Origin of the sequence: Sapientia aquatica (assembly GCF_004358105.1) — a bacterium.
Taxonomy (GTDB): Bacteria; Pseudomonadota; Gammaproteobacteria; order Burkholderiales; family Burkholderiaceae_D; genus Solimicrobium; species Solimicrobium aquaticum.
In genome coordinates, this window is sequence record NZ_SMYL01000002.1 from 186,263 (window position 1) to 210,281 (window position 24,019).

The following is a 24,019-nucleotide window of genomic DNA, read 5'->3' on the forward strand; positions in this document are numbered from 1 at the left end:
ACCGTAATGGGCTGAGGCGAACTCATGCATTAAAACGAATAAGCGAGCCGCACAATGCCGAAGTTGACGGCAGGATTGGGTTCTTTGATGCCCGCATTAGAGAAATGCTTAAACTTCAAACTAACACTAAGTTGCGGATTGAACTGATAGCCAACGCCCGCAAAGTCACCAAATTGAAATGGCGTGCCCATGATTTTTCCGGCGTTATCGTATTTGGGCGAAACGTAATTGGCACCAATGCCGATTTCACCAAACCAGCCTAGCGCAGAGTTACCCTGCCAACGCACGACGGGGGTGATTCCCATATCGTAGAGCGTATGGGAATGACCTGGTTGGTCTTGATATTTTCTGGCCTCAATGAGTGCAAAACTTGGTTCCCAATACACCCGTAATGAGGGTTGGTTGATTAATTGGGTGAGCGTGTCCGAGGAGAATTGCATTCCAATTTGGGCGATGGAGGATTGTGTGCCTCGGCCAGCCTCGACGGAAAATCCATCTGGTGCTGCGAAGCCCGAAGCGGCTGAGGTGAGAAGTGAAGCGAATATTAGAGTCTTTAAGATAGGGAATTTAGTCTTATTTTTGCTCATGATGTAATAGGTAGTTCCATTTGTGAATGATATTCACCATTCAGTGCAGCTTGATTGCATTTGACGCGATGGATCAAAATTTGCTGCGCCTGTGCATAATTTGCTGGCTTGCCTTTCCACATTGCCAGCACTGGCACTTGAATAGCTCTCGAGAACGAAAACGTGAGTTTCCACGGTAAGCTTGATTTGTATGTTAGGTGCATAGTATTCAAATGTGAAGTAGCTTTTTCAGGAGTTTGACCTCCTGATAAAAACGCAATGCCCGACACACTAGCAGGCACACTTCGCAAGAGGCATTGGACAGTAGCATCCGCAATAGTTTGATCGTTTTCTTGATCGTGCGAGGTCTTGCCTGGCAGCACCATATTGGGCTTAAGTATAATGCCTTCGAGAAATACTCGCTGACGGTACAATTGTTCAAAAACAGAATGTAAAACGCGCTCGGTAGCACTGTCACATTGCGCCAAATTGTGCTGACCATTCATCAATACTTCTGGCTCGACAATCGGCACTATGCCGACTTCTTGACACAGTGCAGCATACAGCGCGAGTTGTTGCGCGTTACTTTGTAGGCAGGCCGCACTGGGTTGATTTTCACCGACGCTAAAAACCGCGCGCCATTTGGCAAAGCGCGCTCCTTGTTCGGCGTAGCGCTGCAAACGGGGGCGCAATTGATCTAAGCCTTCGGTGATTTTTTCTCCGTTAAAACCAGCTAAGTCGGATGTGCCAGCATCGACTTTAATCCCAATAATAATGCCAAGCTTGGTCGCAATGTCGACAAAATTACGATGATCGCTAGTGTGCTGATTAATGGTTTCATCGCACAGAATCACACCGCTAATTGATTCACCCAAGCCCTTGGCCGCGATGAGCAATTCGCGATAATCGCGCCGCATTAGTTCAGTCTGTGGAATATCCAATTCGGCGAAACGCTTATTGCAGGTTGGAATGCTTTCATCCATTGCCAGCAATCCTTTGTTAGTACCAACGAGCTGCTTGACTGTTTTAACTAAGAGTTCTTGATTCATCTATGATCGCTCCATTTCCACTCTTGGACTTCCGGCAAATCTTGTCCGTGTTGATTGATGTATTGGGTGTGTTCGGTGAGTTTATCCTTCATGATTTGCTTGACGTTCGCGCCGCGCGTGCCAAGTTGCGGCAGCAAATCAATCGCGTCCTGAACTAAATGGAAACGGTCTAAACCGTTTTGTACCCGCATATCAAACGGCGTACTAATCGTGCCTTCTTCTTGATACCCGCGCACTAGCATGTTGTGATTGGTGCGCTGGAAAGTCAGGCTATATACCAATTGCACATAACCATGAAAGCCAAACAGAATTGGCTTATCTTGAGTGAATAATTCGTCGTACTCTGCGTTGGACAACGCTTGGTCAGAATCTAAGGGTGACGCGATTTTTAATAGGTCAATCACATTGATAACCCGAATCACCAAGTCACTAAAATAGTGACGCAGCAAGGTAACCGTTGCTACTATTTCTAAGGTTGGCGTGTCACCACAACACGCTAAAACAATATCCGGCTCCTTGTCTGCATCATTGCTCGCCCACTGCCAAATCCCTATGCCTTGCGCGCAATGCGCGACCGCTTGTTCCATCGTCAGCCATTGCGGGCCAGCATGTTTGCCAGCAATAATGACATTGACTAAATGCCGACTGCGTAAGCAATGATCAACCACAGGCAAAAGACAGTTGGCGTCCGGCGGTAAATAAGCACGCACCAGAGCCAATTTTTTATTTAACACATGATCGAGAAAGCCCGGGTCTTGGTGGGTGTAACCGTTGTGATCTTGTTGCCAAACGTGGGCGGTAAGTAGGAAATTGAGTGAGGAAATCTTTTTCCGCCAGCTTAATTCTTGCGTCACCTTTAGCCATTTGGCGTGCTGGCTAAACATGGAGTCAATGATGCGGATAAAAGCCTCATAACTATTCAACAGTCCGTGCCGCCCCGTCAGTAAATAGCCTTCCAACCAACCTTCGCATTGATGTTCGCTCAGCATTGAATCTTGCACCATACCGGACGGAGCGAGAAATTCATCGGCAGCAAATTCCTTATCGTCCCATTGGCGCTTGGTTACTTCAAATACTTTGCCGAGTAGATTAGATAAGGTTTCATCGGGACTAAAAATCCGAAAATTGCGCTTAGCCAAATTGAGCTTAAGTACATCGCGCAGATATTTACTGAGGATGAATACGTCCTCGGCTTTCTCGGCACCGGGGGCGAACACGGGAACGCCATAGTCACGGAAATCCGGTAAGTGCAAATCTTGCAGAAGTAGGCCGCCATTGCTGTGCACGTTAGCACTCATGCGCTGCTCACCTTTGGGTGCCAACTCGGCTAGCTCTGGAATCAGTTTGCCATTGGCATCGAAGAGTTCTTCGGCGTGATAACTCTTCATCCATTGCTCTAATAGCGTCAAATGGTCGGGATGTTGGGCATTGACTAATAGCGGCACTTGGTGAGAGCGGAACGTTCCTTCGATTTGCAATCCATCGACCATTTTGGGTCCGGTCCAACCTTTGGGTGAGCGCAAAATAATCATCGGCCAACGCTGACGTTGGTTGTCGTTGTTGTCGCGCGCGTTCGCTTGAATCGTGTGAATTTTTTCAATCGCCGTGGCTAACGCAGTCGCCATTTTGCCGTGCATGATCATAGGATCATCACCCTCGACAAAGATCGGAGTCCAACCACAACCAAAAAAGAATTGTTCTAACTCCTCATGTTCAATGCGGCTCAACACAGTCGGATTGCTGATTTTGAATCCGTTCAAATGCAAAATAGGTAAAACGCAACCATCAGTAATCGGATTGAGAAATTTATTCGACTGCCACGCGGTGGCCAGTGGCCCAGTCTCGGCTTCGCCATCACCGATTACGCAGGCGACAATTAAATCAGGATTGTCAAACGCCGCTCCAAAAGCATGGCTGAGCGAATAGCCTAATTCACCGCCTTCATGAATTGACCCCGGCGTGGTTGGCCCGACATGGCTGGATACGCCACCGGGAAACGAAAACTGTTTGAATAGCTTTTTTAATCCCGCATCGTCCTCGGTCACATCGGGATAGATTTCACTCCAACGGCCTTCTAAATAGACTTGTCCAATAATCGCCGGCCCGCCATGACCGGGGCCTGCGATATACAACATGTTCAGATCGTATTGCTTAATGATCTGATTCAAATGCACATAAATAAAATTCTGTCCCGGCGTCGTACCCCAATGCCCAACCACAATGGGCTTGATATGCGCGAGTTGCAGCGGTTCTCTGAGTAGCGGATTATCGAGCAGATAAATTTGCCCGACCGATAAATAATTAGCCGCGCGCCAGTAGCGGTCTATGTTGGATAACAGCTCTGGTGCAACGGTGACTTTTCCCATAGCTAGACGCCCTAAGTTTTAGGTTGATTAATACGAATCCAAATCCTAAGCAGCACGCCGCTCACCATCTGTGCGGCACAGCACTTTTGCGCGCGGCCCTCGGCCAGTCGCAACGCAAGCCGTTTTATAGGTTCGTTGACGCACAGATTTGTTTGGACGATTCCCTAAACTGCCTAGCAACTATCAGGAATGGTCTTGATTTAGTTACCCACTATTTTGGAGAACGTCATGGTGAAAAAGATGGAAAAAAAGTCCGAAAAGAAGTCGCAGCTCGCGGTGAAAGATCAGGCGATTGCTGTTCCAGAGATCAAGAATTTACGCCGCAAGACTGAAACCAAGGAAGTAGCGGGGCGGCATAAAAATGATGGGCAAATGGCGCATAAAGGCGCGCGTTGAGCTCAATGGATAAATAGTCAGAACTATTACGTTTCAATTTTAAGCAAAGCTACAGATAATTTTTAATTATATGTAGCTTTTCTAATGGGATATGCTTGCGCTGTAATACGGAGCCAAATTTGTTTTAGATGAAACTGCAGCAGTACTTTATGGTTTTCAGCCGTAGCTGATGACGCTCAATCGTGACCCATGAAATAAATGCTTGGAGATGGTTGTTGCTGACAATTTTTCTTAATATCAAGTTCAAGTAATTGAATATCGATCAGCTTGTACTTCTCTATATCTAACCGAACGCATTGATTATTTTTTTTAAAGAAAAATACACAGTAGGGCGTCCCATTTGAGCAATAAGCGTAGTCTTTTACAAACCTTTGGAATGTTTTGCTTTGTCTGAGCGACTCTGCTGTTTCGGGGTTTATTCGTGTATTTAGTTGAACGGCCACCCAGTTATCCTCAACCAATAGTTGTTTTGCCGTACTGATCTTCATTCCAACTTTTAAATAATTGAGGGGGCTTAGCTCTGCAGGTATGGAATAAATGCACACAAAAAATAAGGCAACTCCTAAAAGTCTATAGCGCGTCATTTTATTGATCCGCCTAGAGACTGATACATTTCCAAAACATCTTCGTAAGGTTTGTATGGTTGGCTTGTTATCCGATTTGTCAGACCTTTACCAAGCGGCAAAGCATTCCATCGTCTAGCGGCCTTTTTTAAACAACTGTCGAAATCACTATTTTTAATATCGTCGGCTGCTCCCGTAGTTCTTAGTAAATCAACTGTAATTAGATCCTGAGTTGCCGGGGTGAAGTCTGTTATGCCCATCGCATCAACGGCGCGCTCTTTCCATGTTTCTCTAGTAATTTGATATAAACCTGCTGCTGTAATTTTCCCACCATATCCTGCGCCGGGATGTGTGCTGGTGTCGGAAAATCTCCATGGATCGTTTCTTTTGTTGGCTACGGCGCCATATTTAAAGTCATATCCACCGCCTTCAGCCCAAGCGATTACACCTAAAAATGCTTTGACGTTTAGATCCTTTAGGTATTCTAGGTTTTCTTCTCTGCGAATTTTTTGTCTATCAATAAGAATCGTAAATGGTGTAGTGTCAGTTTTGTGGGTTAATTTTGCTTTATATTTAGTCGCCATTTTTTACTCTGATTCTTTTGTGTTTTGTGAGACTTCCAAAACAATAATTTCAATCTCGACTTCCGCCTGTTTATCCGCTGAAACTTTTTCTGTATTGCCTTTGGCGTCAGTCATACCAAAAAATATCTGATCGTTTATCTTCAGGGAATACAAGCAATATTTAATCGGCTCACCCGTAGCTTGATCACGAAGGCAAAAGAATTGGTTGAATTCGCCGTCAGCGTTTTGGTTTCGTGATTGTTGTTTTTCAGAATTTGCGAGAAATATCTCGGCCATTTTTTGTATTGCGGGAGCTGCTGGACTGCTAATCAGTTGAGCACCGCAACTAGTTAAATGACCTTGTAATGCTACTGGAACACCTCTGTCCGTATAGTTGTCCTTTCCTTCAACGATCTCAGAAATATGAGGCTTACACTTCGGACAAAAAACTTTATCGCCTAGCCTGGCAATTGGAATCCCATGAACGCTGCTGTGCGCGGAACCAGTCAGAATGACTCCGTTATGGGTCGTTTTATCGCCTTTAAGACATAACGCAACGTCGCCTACGAGTGTCCTCATGTGGATTCTCCTCATCAAAAATTATTTTCAAAAACATCATTCAGACGAGATATGTTGTTTCGGTATATGCTCCCGAAAGTTAGTAAATAAAGCTTTCTGAATTGTTGAATGGATTGAAAAGGAATTAATTAGTTCGCTCGATAAGAGTGTGCTTTTTTGCTAGTTATTCTGCTCTGTTGCATAACTAAATTTGTAAATTTAAATTTTGATTGCTCTGCAAGAGAATTAGTTTTCCTGTGCTTTTCCTCTTTTTTGTTGATTAGTGGTTAAGCGTACTTAGCTTGTTAGATATCTATGTTAGTTTTACTTATTATTTTGTTAGTCTCTCTTAAATAGGCACAGCATGACAATGAATCTAAGTTTTGTTAATCGCAACCCGATTAGGGAGTATGTAAGTCAGTATCAAATTCTTAATATAATTTTCACGGTGTTTCTCACTCTACTTTTAGCCTATCCCATGACCAGCCGCGCGACCGAAGAACCGGATTACAAAGTAGTAGAGAAACTCGGTGATGTTGAGATCCGTGATTATTCGTCTTATGTCGTGGCGGAAGTGTTGGTGTCAGGCGCTAGCGAAGACGCGGGCAATAAGGCATTCCCGATTTAGGCGGGCTATATCTTCGGCAAAAACAAAGGTAGTCGTAAGCTGGAAATGACTGCGCCGGTTACGCAGTCGCCGGAACCAGTAAAGCTAGCGATGACTGCGCCGGTTACTCAGAGTGCGCAGCAGGGCGGGTTTATGGTGCAGTTTGTGCTACCCAAAGACGTTACGTTGGCTACTGCGCCAGAGCCATTGGATGAGCGGGTCAAGTTGCGTGAGGTGCCGGTGCAGCGCGTGGCGGTGATTCAGTATTCGGGTTTTTGGTCGGATGCTAATTACGATAAGCATTTATTGGTGTTGCAAGCGGCCTTGAAAACGGCCAATTTAACGCCGCAGGGCGAGCCGATTTATGCCCGCTACAACGCGCCGTTTGTGCCATGGTTTATGCGTCGTAATGAAATTTGGCTGCATATTGCTAAGCCCTAAAGCCGAAGCGACGCAAGGTAAAGACGAAAAAAAACGCTGCTTTTAAAGGCAGCGTTTTTGTTTGAATCAGCACAGCTTAGTTACGAACAACTTTCTTGTATTCGTTAGTGCGTGTGTCGATTTCGATCATGTCGTCTTGGCTAACAAACAAAGGCACTTGAACGATGTGTTGCAAGCCTTCGATCGCGTTTTCGATCTTAGCTTCTTTCAATACGTTGCCTGATGTGTTGCCTTTGACCGCTGGCTCGGAGTACACCACTTTACGCACGATAGTTGTTGGCAACTCAACCGAGATTGCTTTTCCGTCGTAGAAAACCGCTTCGCATTCCATACCGTCTTTGAGGTAGTTCAATGCATCGCCTAAGTTTTCGCCTTCGATTTCATACTGTTCGTAGTCGGCGTCCATGAATACATACAATGGATCAGCGAAGTAGGAGTAGGTCACTTCTTTTTTGTCCAAAACAACGACGTCGAATTTGTCGTCGCCGCGGAATACGTTTTCTTGTGGGCTGTTAGTCAGAAGATTTTTCATCTTCCATTTGTAGGTGAAGCCCGTGCGGCTTGAACCGTTGACGTCAGAACGTAAAACGATCATTGGTTTGCTGTCAACCATGATGATATTGCCAACGCGGATTTCTTTTGCAGGTTTCATAGCGAATATAAATAAAAAGGTGGTTACTTGAAAATCATCGGTAGCCTAATGCTAAAAAGCCATGCAGAGCCACGCGTGATGAAACTTAAATTGGGTCAAAAAATAGCCCTATATGGTAACCTATTTTGGTGCACAACTACCGGACGGCGGCTGAAAATTTCAGCAAATTTGCGGCTAAATCGCCATTTTGGCGCATTTCTGCGACCCAATTTGTGGACATTTGATTAAGTTTTGGTAGGGCTAGTTTTAATTCTTTCCAGACTTCTGGCAGATCAAGCGGCGCGCTATTGGCCTCATTCCAATACAAAGAAAGCGCATTAATGCTGTTGCTGTTGGCGCTGTAGCGCTGCAAAAAGGCGTTTAATTTTTTGTGATGCAAGTTGTTATCTTGCGGGTAGATATGCCAAATAAACGGGCGCCCAGCCCATTGGGCGCGCACGAACGAATCTTCACCACGCACAAAATTGAAGTCGCACGCCCACAGTAATTTGTCGTACTCCTCTTGCGGAATAAAGGGCAGGACGCGCACCGTCAATGCGCCGCTGTTTGCGTAACTTCCTGCGCTACCAAGGTTGCCTTTGTTGGCACCAGCAGCCTGCATAAACGATTTGACCGAATCGCTCGCTACGCCTTCGGGCACGAAACAGGTAATGGGTGTGTCGCTGTTTTTCCATACCTCGAACAATTCACTGACTGGCGCATGCGGATAGCAGAATAGCGAAATCTTGAATGCGTTGAGCTCGGATGGCGTTGCTCCCAATTGACCTAAAAACTGCGCTTGCGCTGCTGTATTTTGTTGAAAATTATCGCGTCGCTCGATCAAATCAGATTCCAGCAATAAGCCACCAGTTTTCGCGCTGAAGCCCGGGAAGTAAAAATACTTGGTCAACGAAAAAGAAGGGTGTGGTGACGATAGTTGATGACAGCCTTCAACCCATTCTTCGGCGCTTAATCCTTCCAGATTGAGCCAGACTGGTTTGGGTGAGCAACCCAACATCGCTTGAATGTAATTAGGCGGAATATCGCAGGCGAAAAACTCAATCACGATATCGGCCACATCGTGCGGAGCAAAACTGCCGTCTTGATTGCGCCAGTGGCGCACCGTTACTTGGTTAATTTGCTGCTGGCCCAAATCAATGTCAACCGCTGGACAGATGCGTTTAAAACTAACCAAATCATCGACCCACAGCGTGACTTCAATGCCGTGTTCATGCGCCAGTTGCCGCGCTAAGCGCCAGCAAATGCCGATGTCGCCGAAGTTATCGACCACTTTACAAAATAGCGCCAAAGATGTGCAGGAGGTCAAGCTCACGTTAATCCTTTTTAAAGCCAGGGACGCGCCCAGTGGGAACCAAGGGCGCGGCTAGTTGGCAATGCACGATTTGGTCGTCAAAAAACATGTGCGGTTGGAATGCTTCTAAGATGGCCGATTTCTCTACGCCGCCCATAAAAAATGTTTCATCGATCACCACATTCCAAGCGCGTAAGGTGCGTATTACGCGCTCATGCGCGGGCGAGGCGCGGGCCGTGACGAGCGCAGTGCGGATCGGCGATTGGCCGTCGGCGGATTTGAAATGGGTTTGGATATAGGCCAAGGCTTTGAGCACTGGCGCAAAAGGGCCTGCTACTAACGGATTAAGCGCATTCTCGCGCTCATGTTGTTCGAACGCTTCCACGCCAAATTGCTGATAAATCCGTTCTGATTCATCCGAAAAAATCACCGCGTCGCCATCGAAGGCAATCCGAATTTGATCTAATTGCTGAACCTGCGCATCCGGCTTTTGATACAGCAAGGCCGCTGCCACGCCCGAATTGGCCGCGGCTTGCACGTCTTCTTCGTGCAGCGATAAAAACAAGCTGATGTTGAATGCTTTTAAATACGGCGCTAACACAGTGCCACCGCTCAGCGCTGCGCGGGTAATGTCGAGTTGGTAGTGATTGATCGAATTAAAAATTCGCAGCGACGTTTCGGACGAATTGCGCGACATGATCACGACTTCGACCAAGCGTTGCTCGGGATTTAGGGTATTTAATTTTAAAAGCGCCTGCACCAGCGCGAAGCCAGCCCCGGGCTTTAATAGCGTATTTTCATGCGCGATTTGATGTTCGCGGTAGCGCACCAGTCCTTCATTCTGATAAATCGCTTCTTCGGTTTCTAAATCAAATAGCGCGCGGGAAGAAATACCAATTACCAGCAGATTTTGGAGTGAAACGGGCATAGTTTGCTCTGTGTATATTCAATCAATAAGACGGTGATTATAAACAGTGCCGCGCTTTAATGCTGAGCTTTTCGGTCTGCTGCATTGTGCATTCTGGTGGATAAAAATTGGCCTTTTATGGCGATTACGAGCCCATGGAATTTGCGAGGTTAGCCTGACTAATCGGTATAATCTGGCTCATTTTTTGACACTTAGTGACATTTCATCGCGCTGTAATGAACATTAAATCATGGCGATGGCGCTCGCTAAGTGGAAATGCCGTTGCAATAATTGGAGAGAAACATGGCGTGGATTATCGTTAAATATTTAATCACTTCGGGCGTGGTGGTCTTGATTTCGGAATTGGCCAAGCGCAGCGACCGGCTCGGGGGATTCATCGCAGCCTTGCCTTTGGTGACCTTGCTCACCTTGATTTGGCTGTATGTGGAAAATCAACCGCAAGACAAAATCGCCAACCATGCGTGGTACACATTTTGGTATGTGGTGCCAACGTTGCCGATGTTTTTGGTGTTCCCTTATCTGTTGCCGCGCATCGGCTTTTGGTTGACCTTATTGAGCTGCGTGCTACTGACGGTGCTGTGTTTCGGCTTGTTTGCGTTATTGGTGCGTCGCTTTGGGATTCAATTATTGTAATTGACGCTGCTGGAATCAACGCAAAAGGCCAGCTAGCTACTCTTGCCTTGACCGCCAAAATAATAGCTCATACGCATGCGTGGGCTGAGGTAATCGTAAATCTCGGGACTAAGTTGCGAGGCCTTTAAACTGTCTTTAACGCTCACCTCGGTTTCTTGTCCCAAATCCAAAATAATGGCTTCTTCTTTCGGTACATCGGCATCGTAAATCAGCACCGAAGGGCGCAGCGGTTTATCTGGATTGACCGACACAACCATGCCGAATGTGTCATCCGATAATTTAACGATAGTCCCCGGTGGATACACGCCCATGCTGCGGATAAAGGTGGTCAACATAACTGGATCAAATAACTTCCGCTGATGCGCAAACATGTGCGCCAAGGCTTCGTAGGGCGTGAGCGAGTTGGCTGGATTAGGTTGATTGCAATGATTGTCGTAGGTGTTGATCAGGCACACGAGTTGGGCTAGTTTTGGCGTTCTGTCGCCAGTCAGTCGATCTGGATAACCGCTGCCATCAGCGTACTCATGGTGGTGTTGGATGATGTCAACAGCGGCCTTGGGTAGCCCAACTTTTTCCGCCATATTGACGCCATATTGGCAATGCATTTGCAGCAGATTTTGCTCGGCCTTGGTCAGTTCGGTTTTCTTGGTGGTGATCCGATCAGGGATATCAATTTTGCCCAAATCATGGAACAAACTCCCGATGCCGACCGCGCTGATTTCTTGTTCCGATAATCTCAAATCCTTGGCCAACACCATTGCCAGCACCGCGACATTGAGCGAGTGGTAATAGGTCTCTTCGCCCGCGATTTTATCGTTCATTAAATGAATGGCGATGTCTTTTTCGGCCAGCAGCGAACTGCACATTTCTCGCGTTAATTGGTCGGCTTCACGAAACGCCGCTTGCGGTTGCGAGAACAAATTGCGCGAAATATTTTTTACTGTACTAGCGGCTTTTTGGTATTCCTTTTCGCAGCGAGCGATGGCAACCCGCTCGGCAATGAGCTTATCAACCCGTGCTTTTTTGGCGCGGATCATCGCCAACTCGTCAGCACTGAGCTGTTCAATTTCAACCTCTGGCGCGGCAATTGATGTTGGTGGAGGCAAAGGTGGACAGGTGCTGCGCGCCGCTTCAAAGCGTATCGTTTTGATACCAAGTTGCCGAATTGAGGCAATTTGTTGTTTGTTTTTTAGTAAGAAACTATTGCGAGCAAACGCGTGATTCATCCAGCCAACATCGAGATGCACATACAAGCCTATGCATAACTGGTCGATGGAAATAGAGATCGTGACCGCACTGTTCATGGGCAAACTGCTTTGTTTTAACGATAACATCGGATTTGTTAATTTTATGTTTTAGTAATGCTTATCGGATAAGTCTTGGGGCGATTTGGCGCCGACTGTTATAACAATATTAGCAGTTGATTTTGAGAATTAAAGGGCGGCAAGCGTTTTTAATGTATTTATTGTTATGTGCGCCGCGGATTGGATGGTTCGTCCTTTGTCAGATACGAAGTTTGTAGTTGTTAAATATGTCTATTGCGTGCTTGGTAAATTGAAAAGTCAGCGAGATTGCGGCTTTATTGAAGCTGCCGATTGTGTGTGTGAGAGTTGAATTTGAGCCTATTGCAGCGCGTCTTTTACGGCTAAGGGAAAAGGCATTTAAGTACCTAATTTCGCATTCATTACGAGAACGCAAATGATCGGCAGGCCGAAGCCATACTCATTCCAACCACTAGGAAGGACTGCCATGCAACTCAATCAAACAGTACGCCACGACCAACGCACCGACAACGAAACCTCCAACGCCATCAACCGCGTTCTAGCGATCACTTTGTTAGACGGCAAACCGGCGGGCAAAAGGCAAATTAAACGGGAGCATATCCCCATTGGAATAAGCTCTCGTGTCATGGCGGATCAGGCTAAACGGCGGGCGTCGGATTGGAAATGAATGAAGAAGATTGATGCTGTTTTGAGTTGGCTTTGAGTTTCGGTTTTTGGTGGCGACTGGGGGTTTTGTTTTCTAAGCGGGCGGTGGAGGTTTTCCGACTTGAGATTCATTTCGCACAGGCTGGCTGGGAGGTAATTTCAGTATTAACGGTTAAAAAGGCCGAGATTACATCCTAACCTACCGCGCTGCTTAAATTTACCAATTCAGTTCACCATATCCAATCTCGATTACGCGGCCACCGACCTGAATTTCTCCATCTTTCACACTCAAACTTAGTACATTTGGACGATTAATAATCGTGCCTTGATGAACGTTTGCATTTAATGGCTTATCCCCCTCTGTTGATAGCCACCAACCTCCGAGGTTTGCACACGCCGAACCAGTTCCTGGATCTTCACTTATTGAATTTTCATCGGTCATCCAAAAATAGCGCGACTCAAATCCGTCAGGTGTTTTTGCAAACACATATGTTTTCGCCTGTCCGGCGAGATTTTTGCTGTATTTGGCTATTAACCGCAAATCCGGGCGGCATGCGTGAACGAAATCTGGGCTAACAAGAGGAATCATGGGCTGTTCTGTCCCGCAATTTACCCACAATGGATTGTCAGCTAGGGCGTTTTCAGGAAGATTGAGCATTGATGCCAATTCTGAACGTGATGCTAGCATCGGTCGATAAGTCGGTTTATTGGCAAATAAAGTCCACCGATCTTTTTGGGCAGAAACTGGAATTAAGCCCGCTTTCATTTCAATTTTGAATTCATCTCCCAATTCAAAAAGTTCTCTAATCACATGAGCAGACCCCAGTGTCGGATGGCCTGCAAAGTCCATTTCATAGGTCGGAGTGAAAATGCGAATTCGAGCCGCAGTATTGTGGGAAGGAAGAATGAACGTTGTCTCTGATAAATTAAATTGACGTGCGATCATTTGCATCTCAGTGTCAGTCAACCCATCACCGTCTTCAATGACTGCTAAGGGATTACCTCCAAATGTGGATTCAGCAAAAACGTTGAGTAACCTGTACCGAATTTTGGCCATTTGTTTTTATAGAAAATGAGTGAAAAATTAAAGCCTAGCGAAAATGGCAGCGACGTGCCGGCAGTTAATGTTCGCCGTGACTCCTTGACCGCCACTTGGCTTGCGCTTTGCAGAAATTAAAAATGAAGGACAGTGAATGAAAATACAGCAAAATCAATTCATTGTCTTCGCCGATTCCGAGCTATCGTTTATACATCCTGACTAGCTGTATTCTGCGCATGGCGGCAGGCCGTCCATTGGCGAATCTATTTTTATTTGTTTGCACCAAGTTTGGCTTGGCCGAAAGCGAAGGACGCTTTTTGAATGAGTCCATCGATGACCTCGTAAATACACAACATTTCAATTGTTCCAAGGCCATCTGGAAAATTACGAGTAACAATTTCTAAGTCAACAACGATATTGTTCATAACTGTTCGACTAAGCAACTTCGCATGAAGGTCTGGCTCCAAAAAGCGGGAAGTAATGCGAGAGCGTAATTCTGCATGCCCTTTTGCAAGGAGATCTCCGTGCAAGCAATACTGTTCAGCGTCAGTTGCATATGTTTCCAACCAGCGTTCAACATTTTTGGAATTGTAGGCATTGAGTTGTCGCTGTATAACATCAGCGGGCATTTCGTTAGACATAAATTGGTACTCCATTCATTTAGCTTAAATCAGTCCATCTTCTTACCGACCGGATTGCGCCGCGAAGTCCGCCTAATTTACTTTAAACAATTGCGGCACCATCTCGGCACAGCCGTTTTGAATTAGATTTAGCAGAATTACGTTGAGTCTCTCAGGCGTTTTAAATAGGTCATCACCTTCATTGAGCTGGTGTGCGCGGCTGCGTCGGAAAGTCCGCGTCGCTAGCAAGGTAGCCTGGTCTAGATCAATCAGGACAATACGCATGTTGGCGAATACAGCGACCCGTTCATCGAAGGTTTGCGCCCGGCCTCTTCTTACATCTTGTTTTAAATCGAGGTACACACCTAAACCTTTGACCATGGTCATTTCTTCACGGTTGATTAGTACTTTAGATCGCCACGGAAGGATAACCAACAATTTCGCGTGAGGTTCGTAGGAAAAATCTTTCAACATGGTCTGCAGCGCGAGCTTGAGGCTTTCACTGTTCTCAAAATCTACATCTTCGGTGAAGATCGACGGATTGGTCAGCCGGAATGGAATCACGTTCGAGGCCCCGTCATATTTTTTCAGTTCCGCGCTGATTACTTTAATGGCCTTATCATCAAATATTGCGCTGCCGGTATCAATTTGCTGATGTTTATCGGAGTTGGTCAACGTGCCGGGGGCCTTCTCATGGTCCACTCGGTTCAGCGTGTTGCCAACTACAGACGTCACATAATACGTGTCGGCATGTGCACATGGCACCGACAGTGCCAACAGGCTGGCAGCGATGAAAAAGATCTGATTAATTGAAATCATTGCGACTGTTTCTCCAAACGTAAGGGTGCTAAAGATTCATCCACCATAAATTCGTATTCCAAGGCATAAAGACGAACAGTTTTACCTTGATTTACGGGCTTGCCCGCGGCTTCAAGTGTTTCCTTGAGCAGGATATTGTGTTGCAGCGAAGATGGGGCGTATTAGAAATCCTAACTTGGTGCGACTTCTTCTGTGATCGAATGGCGCGAATCCGCCGCCGACTAGCGATATTTGGTATTCACGCCTGCAAATTCTTCAACGCTTTATTGATGTTTTCACGCACCGGTAAATAGGCCGCCCAGTCGGTGTCGAGCGTGACTTCATAGTCGAATTGGTCAACTTTGGAGGAGGGGGCAAGTTTATTGATCGCATCGAGTAAAACTAATGCGGTCTTGTCGCCAGATGTTGAGTAGATATTCCACTGGTAATAGCCGTCGCTGGCGATAGTAAATAAGAGAAAACCAAAATCCTGCGCCTTAAGCAATTCGGTCATGGCGCGCTCAATTGCATTGATCTTTAGCCACTCGGCAGCGTCTGGTAGCTGCGCTGAGCCTTCATCCGCATAGCCATATCCGATGAATATGTGGTGCGGATAGGTGGCTTTATCCACCTTGATATCTTCTGGGTAAAAACACCCGATAGCCGATGTTTCGCCATTTGCAATGTATTCGAAGCGACACCATTGGCTACTGGATTCTTGATTTGATTCGGTCATTTTTTTGTACTCTTGGTTAATGGGTCGCGCTAGCGTAGTGTGGGTGGCAAGCTTGCCAATGTCAGAATTCGGCAGCAATCAATTGGTGACTATCAGGCGCATCTTGCTGCGTGCTGGCGACTATTTCGGTTCTATTCAAAGCTTCGCAAAATGCACTATAACAAGTTGCATATTTGCAATTTAGCCACAGTCTAGCGCGTATTTCAGCGCTTAACAATGCCCTAAACAGGGCATTATTCCTGCCGATTTAGCCTTACCAATGCCTTGTTGAGACGAAAAAAAAGGGCGCTCATTATTGCGCCCATTTGTGATTTGAGTGAAAAAATAATTTACTAAATCTATTTCATTCGATTGGCCGCCGCCCGCAATTCATCGCGGAAGTTTGGATGTGCTATGGCGATTAATTCTTGGGCGCGTTGTTTGGCGGATTTGCCGCGCAGTTGCGCTACGCCGTATTCGGTCACGACGTAGTTCACATCATTTTTTGACGTTGATACGTGGGTGCCGCTGTTGAGCATCGGGACGATGCGCGAAATGGTGTCGTCTTTGGCGGTCGAGGGTAAGACGATAAAGGATTTGCCGCCTTTAGAAAGGTTGGCGGCCCTGACAAAATCGGATTGTCCGCCAGTCCCAGAATAGGGCAAATGGCCTATGCTTTCTGAGCCGCACTGACCTAGCAAATCAATTTGTAGGCTGGCGTTAATCGTCATTAGGTTATCGTTTTTACCGGCGACGACAGGATCGTTGGTGAAGTTGACCGGATGCATTTCCAGCATCGGGTTTTGGTGCATGAATTGGTATAGTTTTTTTGAACCTAGTGCGAAGGTGGCAACCATTTTGCCGGGCATAAAATTTTTGCGCCGATTGGTGACTGCGCCCGATTCCACCATGGTTAAAATTCCGTCGCCCACCATTTCGGTGTGGATGCCTAAATCTTTTTTATCGGATAACTGCATCACGACCGCATCAGGAATTGCGCCATAACCGATTTGTAAGGTCGCACCGTCGTCGATCATGTCCGCGACGTATTTACCAATCGCCGCTTGCACAGGGCCGATGGTTGGCAGGCCGACTTCAAAGATTGCATCGTTGCTTTCCACCAGCGCGGTGACTTGCGAGATATGCACATGGCAGTTGCCGTGGGTGGCGGGCACGTTGGGATTGACTTCTAAAATAATCGCGCGCGCTTTGGCGACGGCAGCCATGGTGTAATCAGTCCCTAAACTGAGCGCAAAAAAACCGTTTGCGTCCATCGGTGAGGCCATCGCAAAAACGACATCCGATGGCATCAAGCCACGCTCGATTAAGCCGGGAATTTCGCCAAAATAATTCGGTAAAAAATCCACCCAACCAGCTTGACCTCCGGCGCGTGAAGCAGGGCCGTAAAACAAGGCGACGTGGCGCACATGATGTGCGGTGGTCGGGTCGAAATAGGCGTATTTACGCAAGGCCAAAATCTGCGCGACTTTGACATCGTTAAATTGATGACGCTGCTCGGAAAGTGCGGTGAGCAACGCGGGCGGTTCGCCTACGCCAGTGGAAACAATAATGAAATCGCCATCGCGGACATGTTTTACCGCGTCGCTGGGGCTGGATAGTTTGCCTTGATACAGCGCGCTGAGGGTGGAGTTAGTCATAAGATTTGCTCGTTTGGTCTCGGGTTTTATCTGTTTTATGGTTCATTCCAATTGGCGTGGAATGAACTGGATTGCATAGTAACTGTGCAGCAATTTTTTTACTCTGCCAAGTGTCAGCCTGCGTCTGCAACGCGACTGTGTTGCTGTTGAGAACTAAGTGTAGATTAAGCGGCTTTGGACTTACACGCCACTTACGCAGTTGCTTTATCACAAACATTGTTCAAATGTTTGTGCCTAATATGCTTTTTCCCCCTAATTTTGTTACATTTAACTAAATTCAGCGCTTTCGTACACAATGTAGTTAATAGGCAACATTTTTACGTCAATCATCAATAAGTCGGCATCAACAAGTGCGCATCAACATCTGTGCACTGAGCTTTTGGGGAGAAGCCTGTGGTAGAGCGAAAAACGCACCAAGCGCAGCAAGCCAAGCAAGCATTCAAAACAATACTCTGCATCTTTGGCACGCGACCCGAAGCAATCAAGATGGCGCCGGTCGTGCATGCTTTGCGCGCCAATCCTCATTTTCGTTGTTTAGTTTGCGTCACCGCGCAACATCGCGAGATGCTCGACCAAGTGATGCAATTGTTTGCGCTGAAGGCCGATTACGACTTAGATTTAATGCAGCCCGGTCAAAATTTGAACGGGTTAACCTCGCGTGCACTCACTGGTCTGCAAAAGGTGTTGGAAGATTGCCAGCCGGATTTGGTGCTGGTGCATGGCGACACGACTACCACGCTGGCCGCTGGGATGGCCGCGTTTTATCAACGTATCGATGTCGGGCATGTTGAAGCTGGTCTGCGCACTGGTGATATCCACGCCCCGTGGCCAGAAGAATTCAATCGCTCGGTCGTTGGGCTATTCGCCAAGCATCATTTTTCACCAACCCAGCAAACGGCCAACAATCTTATTACCGAAGGCCGCGACCCCAAAACTATCTACGTCACGGGCAACACCGTGCTCGATGCCTTATTGGAAGTGAGCCACCGAATTGATAACGATGCCGCCTTAGCGCAGCGCTTAAGCGAGCAATTCTCCTACATCAATCCGACTAAAAAATTGATTCTGGTCACCGGACATCGACGCGAAAATTTTGGCGATGGTTTCATCCAAATTTGTCAGGCGATATTGTCCTTAGCAGCGCGTCCAGATACGCAAATCATTTATCCGGTGCACCTCAATCCCAACGTGCAAAAGCCGGTCAACGATTTGCTGCACGGCTTGGAGGATGTGCATTTGATCGAGCCGCAAGATTATTTACCGTTTGTTTATTTATTGAAACGGGCTCACATCGTCTTGACCGATAGCGGTGGCATCCAAGAAGAAGCGCCCACCTTGGGCAAGCCGGTTTTGGTGATGCGCGAGACGACCGAGCGCCCAGAAGCGGTGGCGGCAGGCACGGCAAAATTAGTCGGCACAGACACGCAAAAAATCATTTTTGAAGTGAGCAAGTTGCTCGACGATGAACACCATTACCAAGCCATGGCACGCGCCAGCAATCCTTATGGCGATGGCAAGGCGGCACAAAAAATTGTTCAAATTTTAGAAAGCTACTATCAACTTGCAACCCAAACCGGAGCGCAGCAATGAGTTGGATCGATGTCTTGGCAACCTATTGGTTTGTAGTGGCGGTGTTATTGCGGATCGGGATTATTACGATTTTTATTAGCTCGGTGGACGATTGTTTAATTGATGTGCGTTATTGGTTTTGGCGCTGGTTGCAAGCCAAAGACTGGCGCCGTGACCCACATTTGCCGCGCTATGCGGACGAGTTATATCAAGAGCCGCAGCAATTCATTGCGATCATGATTCCCGCGTGGCAGGAAGCGCCGGTGATTGCACGCATGGCCGACTACGCGGCGCGCACCTTTGATTACAGCAATTACCATATCTTTGTCGGCACCTATCCCAACGATCCAGATACCCAACGCGAAGTCGATAAGGTCGCGCTGAAATACCACAACGTGCACAAAGTCGTTACCCGTGATCCGGGACCTACCACCAAAGCGGACTGCTTAAACAATATTATTTCCTTCATCACAGCGATGGAAGCCGAGCAGGATATTCACTTCAGTTGCTTGGCCTATCACGACGCCGAAGACATTATTCATCCCTTGGAATTGCGTGTCTTTAATCATTTAGTGCCTAACTTTGATCTAGTCCAATTGCCAGTCATGCCGCTGGTGCGCAGCGCAGTTAATGTCGTCGGTAATCATTATGTGGATGAGTTTGCCGAATGGCATGGCAAAGATATTTTGGTGCGCCAACTCATCACCGGACAAGTGCCAAGCGCGGGCGTTGGAACCGCATTTAGCCGCAAAGCGATTGGTTTGCTCGAAAAAATTAACGGCGGCGTGGTGTTTGATGTGGGTACGCTGACCGAAGATTACGAAATCGGTTTTCGGCTACACGAAGTCGGCGCGCGAGAAATGATGTTGCACTATCAGGTGCAGTTTAGCGATACGCAAAAAACGCCAGCGTGGTTTGGTCGCAAAGGCGTGCATCCGATGTTATGTGTGCAAGAATATTTCCCCAATCAATTTTGGCCAGCAGCGCGGCAAAAATCGCGTTGGATAGTGGGAATTGTGTTTCAAGGCTGGCGCAATTTGGGCTGGCGTGGCGGCGTGTTGATGAAATACATGCTCATGCGCGACCGTAAAAGTGTGGTTGCTTTCCCCGCTTTGTTGATGGGTTATTTCATCGTTTTATCGGTAATTTTAAATTGGCTGCACCACACGATTTTTCCGCAGGCGTGGGAATTTCCGGATTTGATTCCCGAGGGCAGTTGGCTGTGGACGATGGTTGGCATTAATTTTTTCTTTCTTTGTAATCGCGTCGTGCAGCGGTTCATTTTTACCCGACGTTACTTTGGATTTTGGCAAGGCGTGCAATCCGTTCCGCGGATTTTGGTCGGTAATTTGATCAATATCACCGCGTTCTTTCGTGCGGCCACCCAGGTGCGTAATAGCGCAAGAACTGGACGCGCCGTGGTATGGGATAAAACCAGCCATGATTTTCCTGACTTGCACGCGGGGGAGGAATAAATGAAGTTGCCGCATAATCTAAGTTTAGCTTTGCTCTTGGCAGCGGGCTTACCCATTCCAGCGCACGCAGGTTGGTTCGACAATGAATGGCGTAATTTCCGCACCTATCCGCGCTTACAAAAAGCTTATACCGCATTTCAGCATAAGGACTATCCCACCGTATTAAAGCTAGTTGGTGAAGTCGAAGCGATTAATCCAGATCAACCTGATGCGGCGATTTTGCGCGCCCAAGTGTGCGAGCAAACCAAAGACTACGCTTGCTTACAACGTATCGGAGAGCGCTGGCGCACCCGCTTCCCTGACGATGCGCTTGGTTATTACGTGCTAGGAATTTTGGGAGTGGTGACCCAAAGCGATAATGAAATTATTGATCAATTTCGTTTAGCGGTGGAGCGTAAAGGCGTCAACAGTGGACATCACATCGCAGCGGCGACTAATTGGGTGGATGCGTTACTTCGCCAAGAGCGCAAAGAAGAAGCGCGTGAAGTCATTGATTGGCTTAAATATAAAAAAATCGCCATTCCTAGCAATCAATTGGCGACCTGGGCTGCACAGCTTGCGCCAGTGCCGAACCTAGCGCCGCTTTCGCAAGAAGCTAGTGCTACTAATGCTGCGCGTAAATCGGCGCCCGTGAAGTCGGCTAACAGGCAAAAGGCCGAAACTGCTAAAACATCGAGCGTCGCTGCGGTAACTGTGAAACCAGCGCCGCATTTCCCGTATGCGGAAGAAGCGCCGGAGTTACGCCAGACGATGATTAAAGACGCGATCTACCGCTTGGCACTAAACGGTAATACCGCCTTGCTAAAAGCACGCGTTCAGATTTTGCGCGACACTAAGTTGTATTCACCAGCGATTGAAGAGGCGCTAGCGATCAATCTGCAAGCCAGTCATTGTGACTTGCTATTGGAAGAAATTGCTGTCAATAGTGATCCACTACAAACGACCGAAGCTACCCAACTAGCTGCGGGATATTGTGCTGAAAAAGTGTCTCAACCTGAATCAGCAGCGCGTTATTTTAATGCGGCGAATCAGCTTCGTATCAACACAGGCTTAACCCCAATACCCGCCACATATAATGCCGAATCGAATAATTGGTTTGCATTGCAGCGCTTTGAATTAGCGCTGCGGACGTGGGATACGAGTTTGACTTTGCAGGCCGATACGTCATTGGCTAAACACGCAGCGGAAGTCGCGTTGGAACATCAAGAGATTGCTTATAGTGAGGTTATGCTACAAAAATACGGACAATTTTTAGCTGCCGGAAAACTCGATTATGTCCGCGCACAGCAAGCACAATCCAACGACGATTTGAGCGCGGCAGCGGCTTTTTATCTGGCGTCCGCACGGGCCAATCCGTCTCCAACCGCATGGCATGAATTAGCCTATGTGTATGCCAAGTTAGGTGATACCACCGCACAGGCGCAGGCGCTGCAAGAAGTGCTCAAACTTGACGAGAGTAATTCTGCCGCGCACGCTGAATACGCCTTTGTGCTTAAACATAGCCAACCGCCGCAAAATACCCAAGCGCTAGGACAATTTAAACGCGCTTATCAATTGGATGCGACCCGCAGTGATTATTTGGTCGAGATCGCAGGGTTGGAATTAAAAACCGGTAACCCGCAATCGGCAGTGAACAATTACCGCGCCAGCATCGATCGAGGAAGTCAAATTCAAACTTTATTAAAAAGCACAGATGAACAGGCCGCGCAGCAGGTATTCGATTGGCAGCGCATCGTGCAGCAAACCGAAGACCGCTGGGGCGTTGAGATCGGAGGGCAGGTGCGCTTAAATAAAGCGCCATCCGTCGCGTTGGATGAATTGGTCGGGCCAGACCAATATGCGCAATACGGCAGCGTCGCTGCGATCAATGTCCAGTATCGACTTGATCCGCTTTGGTTTACCGATAATCCGAGTTGGATCTTTGTGCGTGCAACGCAAGGTTTAGACGATCAATCATTGAGTCCAACTTCTGGCAATGCGCTCAATGGTATCGGATTTAAACAGCGTTTAATGACCGATCATAATTTGATCGGTTCGGTGGAATGGTTTCATCGCAATGATGGCGTCACCTCTGACGACATCATGTTGCGCTTATCCGGTTCGCATTCTCATGGCTTGGATTGGAAGCCAAGTTCGGATTCGTGGCTGACTTTTAATATGTTTGGTGACGCGGCTTACTTGGTACGTAACAAAGCCTATTACTCGACACTAGAAGGCCAATTGGGTCAGCAATACAAGGTGACTATTTTTGGGAGTAAATCGACCTTAAAGCCTTGGATAGGCGGCAGCGCATCGGCCAATAACGATAATCTGTCCAATCAATCTGTGACCCGTGTAGACGCCATCGTTGGACTCGATTTACAAACTTGGTTTGGTGGCGATGCGTGGCGAGCGCCCGAATATCGCCAGCAATTGTCGCTCGAATTGCATCGCAAGTTGGCCGGTAACAGCATGGATCAAAATATCTTTTTATTGAAGTGGACTTTGTTCCATTAAAGGAAAACGCTGTGCGCCGAATTGTGCTGCTGTGTTTATTTTTCGTGTGCTTCAATACTCGCGCCATCACCTGTGAGCATCAGCCGAATTCGGTCTTTTTCCAACCTTGGAATACGCCTAATTTAACGCAGGAACAACGTCAACAATTGTTTGCCCATCAGCTTGCTTATGCCACCCGCAACGGCTATCAAGAAATCATTCTGCAGTGGACTAAATATGGGGAGGTCAATTTTTTCTCCGACGATCAAGTCAGTTGGCTTTATTCCTCGATTGCTAAAACGCAGACATTAAAAGTTGTTTACGGCTTGTATATGTCGCCCGATTTTTTTGCCGATCTGAATAAATCCGATCAACTTTTAGCTAGCTCGCTAGCCACGATCAGAAGCCATCATCACCAACAGGCAAAACAACTATTAAGGAACGCGCCGAGCGCCATTGATGCGTGGTATTTGCCGGAAGAAATCGACGATTTAAATTGGCACACGCCACAGCGGCAAACGCTGTTAAAGCGGCATTTGACGCAAGTGGTGGATGATTTACATCAGCTCAATGCGCGTATTCCGGTTTATGTTTCAGCATTTTTTGGTGGGAAGGGTGACCCAGAACAATTTGCCCAATTACTCAACGAGCTGCATCAAAGTACAGGCGTAACCTGGTTGATTCAAGATGGCTTAGGCGTGCACCGGACTGATGCAATCGACACCAAAAAATATCTAGCCGCGATTGCTCAAACTATTCCGGCTCAAAGTTGGCGCGGCGTGCTTGAAATTTTTAGCGAGAAAAAAATCCTGACTGCGAGCGGTGCAGAAACTGAGTATTGTCCGGCATCGAAGGCAAGTATCAAAAAGCGCGCCATCGTGTGGTGTCACGCGACCGGACTAAGCCCAACTATTGTGTTTTCGCTAAATCAGTTAGCGCCCGAGTTTGAGGGTGCCGCGCCGACTAAACAAGAACGATGTGCGCTGAGTTCGACCCTGTTGCTAAATCCTGATGAGTGATGGGCAGAATTGACCTGCTTAGAGTCGGGACAAGCGCTTACTAACAAGTTGTTTCGTATTGTTATTAACGCCAATCTGTTAAGTTTCTTCTGGCGTAGAATCTGGCTTCT

At 47.2% G+C, this 24,019-nt stretch carries 24 protein-coding genes; 9 read left to right on the top strand and 15 right to left on the bottom strand.

The features are described from left to right. Positions 1-29 precede the first annotated feature (29 nt). From E2I14_RS04990 to E2I14_RS05000, 3 genes are read right to left on the bottom strand one after another with little or no spacing between them, the layout of a single operon-like run. Positions 30-587: an acyloxyacyl hydrolase gene (locus E2I14_RS04990; protein WP_133326057.1), complete on the bottom strand. Its 558-nt coding sequence runs from the start codon at positions 585-587 to the stop codon at positions 30-32. Further along, positions 584-1,615, bottom strand: coding sequence for a class I fructose-bisphosphate aldolase (locus E2I14_RS04995; RefSeq protein ID WP_133326059.1), 1,032 nt, complete (start codon positions 1,613-1,615; stop codon positions 584-586). The genes E2I14_RS04990 and E2I14_RS04995 overlap by 4 nt, the downstream gene beginning before the upstream one ends. Next, entirely contained in the window at positions 1,612-3,981 is a 2,370-nt protein-coding gene (locus tag E2I14_RS05000) for a phosphoketolase family protein (protein ID WP_133326061.1), read from the bottom strand. The genes E2I14_RS04995 and E2I14_RS05000 overlap by 4 nt, the downstream gene beginning before the upstream one ends. A gap of 228 nt (positions 3,982-4,209) precedes the next feature. Here E2I14_RS05000 and E2I14_RS19265 point away from each other — a divergent pair, with 228 nt between their 5' ends. Beyond that, the gene (locus tag E2I14_RS19265; RefSeq protein ID WP_165967756.1) at positions 4,210-4,377 is read left to right on the top strand and encodes a hypothetical protein; all 168 of its coding nucleotides are present in this window, start codon (positions 4,210-4,212) and stop codon (positions 4,375-4,377) included. A gap of 176 nt (positions 4,378-4,553) precedes the next feature. On the opposite strand, the gene E2I14_RS05005 is transcribed toward E2I14_RS19265, so the two are convergent. The 3 genes from E2I14_RS05005 to E2I14_RS05015 are packed head-to-tail and all read right to left on the bottom strand — an operon-like array spanning position 4,554 to position 6,082. Next, positions 4,554-4,961 carry a hypothetical protein gene (locus E2I14_RS05005; RefSeq protein ID WP_133326063.1) on the bottom strand — a complete coding sequence of 136 codons (408 nt, stop codon included), beginning with the start codon at positions 4,959-4,961 and terminating at the stop codon, positions 4,554-4,556. Further along, complete coding sequence (locus E2I14_RS05010) at positions 4,958-5,524, bottom strand: lysozyme family protein (RefSeq protein ID WP_133326065.1); 567 nt, start codon at positions 5,522-5,524, stop codon at positions 4,958-4,960. The genes E2I14_RS05005 and E2I14_RS05010 overlap by 4 nt, the downstream gene beginning before the upstream one ends. Before the next feature lie 3 nt (positions 5,525-5,527). Then, entirely contained in the window at positions 5,528-6,082 is a 555-nt protein-coding gene (locus E2I14_RS05015) for a PAAR domain-containing protein (protein ID WP_133326067.1), read from the bottom strand. A gap of 457 nt (positions 6,083-6,539) precedes the next feature. Between E2I14_RS05015 and E2I14_RS19870 the strand changes: the two genes are divergently transcribed. Together E2I14_RS19870 and E2I14_RS05020 are read left to right on the top strand one after the other, a co-directional pair. After that, a complete protein-coding gene (locus tag E2I14_RS19870) occupies positions 6,540-6,689 on the top strand; it encodes a heme-binding protein (protein ID WP_206105585.1) in 150 nt (49 codons plus the stop codon). 9 nt (positions 6,690-6,698) lie between these two features. After that, entirely contained in the window at positions 6,699-7,109 is a 411-nt protein-coding gene (locus E2I14_RS05020; RefSeq protein WP_319945922.1) for an SOUL family heme-binding protein, read from the top strand. Positions 7,110-7,185: 76 nt separating this feature from the next. On the opposite strand, the gene E2I14_RS05025 is transcribed toward E2I14_RS05020, so the two are convergent. The 3 genes from E2I14_RS05025 to E2I14_RS05035 form a co-directional block, all read right to left on the bottom strand. Then, a complete protein-coding gene (locus E2I14_RS05025) occupies positions 7,186-7,761 on the bottom strand; it encodes an elongation factor P (protein WP_133326069.1) in 576 nt (191 codons plus the stop codon). Positions 7,762-7,897: 136 nt separating this feature from the next. Next, entirely contained in the window at positions 7,898-9,067 is a 1,170-nt protein-coding gene (gene earP, locus E2I14_RS05030) for an elongation factor P maturation arginine rhamnosyltransferase EarP (protein ID WP_133327103.1), read from the bottom strand. A gap of 7 nt (positions 9,068-9,074) precedes the next feature. After that, positions 9,075-9,980, bottom strand: coding sequence for a 5'-nucleotidase (locus E2I14_RS05035; RefSeq protein ID WP_133326071.1), 906 nt, complete (start codon positions 9,978-9,980; stop codon positions 9,075-9,077). Positions 9,981-10,262: 282 nt separating this feature from the next. On the opposite strand from E2I14_RS05035, the gene E2I14_RS05040 reads away from it, so the two are divergent. Next, complete coding sequence (locus E2I14_RS05040; protein WP_133326073.1) at positions 10,263-10,613, top strand: DUF3147 family protein; 351 nt, start codon at positions 10,263-10,265, stop codon at positions 10,611-10,613. Positions 10,614-10,645: 32 nt separating this feature from the next. On the opposite strand, the gene E2I14_RS05045 is transcribed toward E2I14_RS05040, so the two are convergent. Next, positions 10,646-11,917 carry an HD-GYP domain-containing protein gene (locus E2I14_RS05045; RefSeq protein WP_165967757.1) on the bottom strand — a complete coding sequence of 424 codons (1,272 nt, stop codon included), beginning with the start codon at positions 11,915-11,917 and terminating at the stop codon, positions 10,646-10,648. 445 nt (positions 11,918-12,362) lie between these two features. Between E2I14_RS05045 and E2I14_RS05050 the strand changes: the two genes are divergently transcribed. After that, on the top strand, positions 12,363-12,563 hold the full coding sequence (locus E2I14_RS05050; protein ID WP_133326077.1) for a hypothetical protein: 201 nt from the start codon (positions 12,363-12,365) through the stop codon (positions 12,561-12,563). A gap of 195 nt (positions 12,564-12,758) precedes the next feature. Here the strand turns inward: E2I14_RS05050 and E2I14_RS05055 are convergent, their stop codons facing one another. The 5 genes from E2I14_RS05055 to E2I14_RS05075 all read right to left on the bottom strand — a co-directional run bounded on the left by E2I14_RS05055 (position 12,759) and on the right by E2I14_RS05075 (position 17,371). Then, entirely contained in the window at positions 12,759-13,598 is an 840-nt protein-coding gene (locus E2I14_RS05055) for a PhzF family phenazine biosynthesis protein (protein WP_133326079.1), read from the bottom strand. 251 nt (positions 13,599-13,849) lie between these two features. After that, positions 13,850-14,221: a nuclear transport factor 2 family protein gene (locus E2I14_RS05060; protein ID WP_133326081.1), complete on the bottom strand. Its 372-nt coding sequence runs from the start codon at positions 14,219-14,221 to the stop codon at positions 13,850-13,852. Positions 14,222-14,293: 72 nt separating this feature from the next. Further along, positions 14,294-15,019, bottom strand: a complete 726-nt coding sequence (locus E2I14_RS05065) for a hypothetical protein (protein WP_133326083.1) — start codon at positions 15,017-15,019, stop codon at positions 14,294-14,296. A 238-nt stretch (positions 15,020-15,257) separates the two neighbouring features. Then, positions 15,258-15,734, bottom strand: a complete 477-nt coding sequence (locus E2I14_RS05070) for a DUF695 domain-containing protein (protein WP_133326085.1) — start codon at positions 15,732-15,734, stop codon at positions 15,258-15,260. 338 nt (positions 15,735-16,072) lie between these two features. Beyond that, entirely contained in the window at positions 16,073-17,371 is a 1,299-nt protein-coding gene (locus tag E2I14_RS05075; protein ID WP_133326087.1) for an acetyl-CoA hydrolase/transferase family protein, read from the bottom strand. A 393-nt stretch (positions 17,372-17,764) separates the two neighbouring features. Here E2I14_RS05075 and wecB point away from each other — a divergent pair, with 393 nt between their 5' ends. Genes wecB through E2I14_RS05095 form a run of 4 tightly spaced genes read left to right on the top strand, consistent with a single transcriptional unit; the run spans position 17,765 to position 23,909 of the window. Then, positions 17,765-18,961: a non-hydrolyzing UDP-N-acetylglucosamine 2-epimerase gene (gene wecB / locus E2I14_RS05080; RefSeq protein ID WP_165967758.1), complete on the top strand. Its 1,197-nt coding sequence runs from the start codon at positions 17,765-17,767 to the stop codon at positions 18,959-18,961. Continuing rightward, a complete protein-coding gene (locus E2I14_RS05085; protein WP_133326089.1) occupies positions 18,958-20,415 on the top strand; it encodes a glycosyl transferase family protein in 1,458 nt (485 codons plus the stop codon). Before wecB ends, E2I14_RS05085 begins: the two co-directional genes overlap by 4 nt. Beyond that, a complete protein-coding gene (locus tag E2I14_RS05090) occupies positions 20,416-22,911 on the top strand; it encodes an NfrA family protein (protein ID WP_133326091.1) in 2,496 nt (831 codons plus the stop codon). A gap of 11 nt (positions 22,912-22,922) precedes the next feature. After that, positions 22,923-23,909 carry a DUF4434 domain-containing protein gene (locus E2I14_RS05095; RefSeq protein WP_165967759.1) on the top strand — a complete coding sequence of 329 codons (987 nt, stop codon included), beginning with the start codon at positions 22,923-22,925 and terminating at the stop codon, positions 23,907-23,909. Positions 23,910-24,019 lie beyond the last annotated feature (110 nt).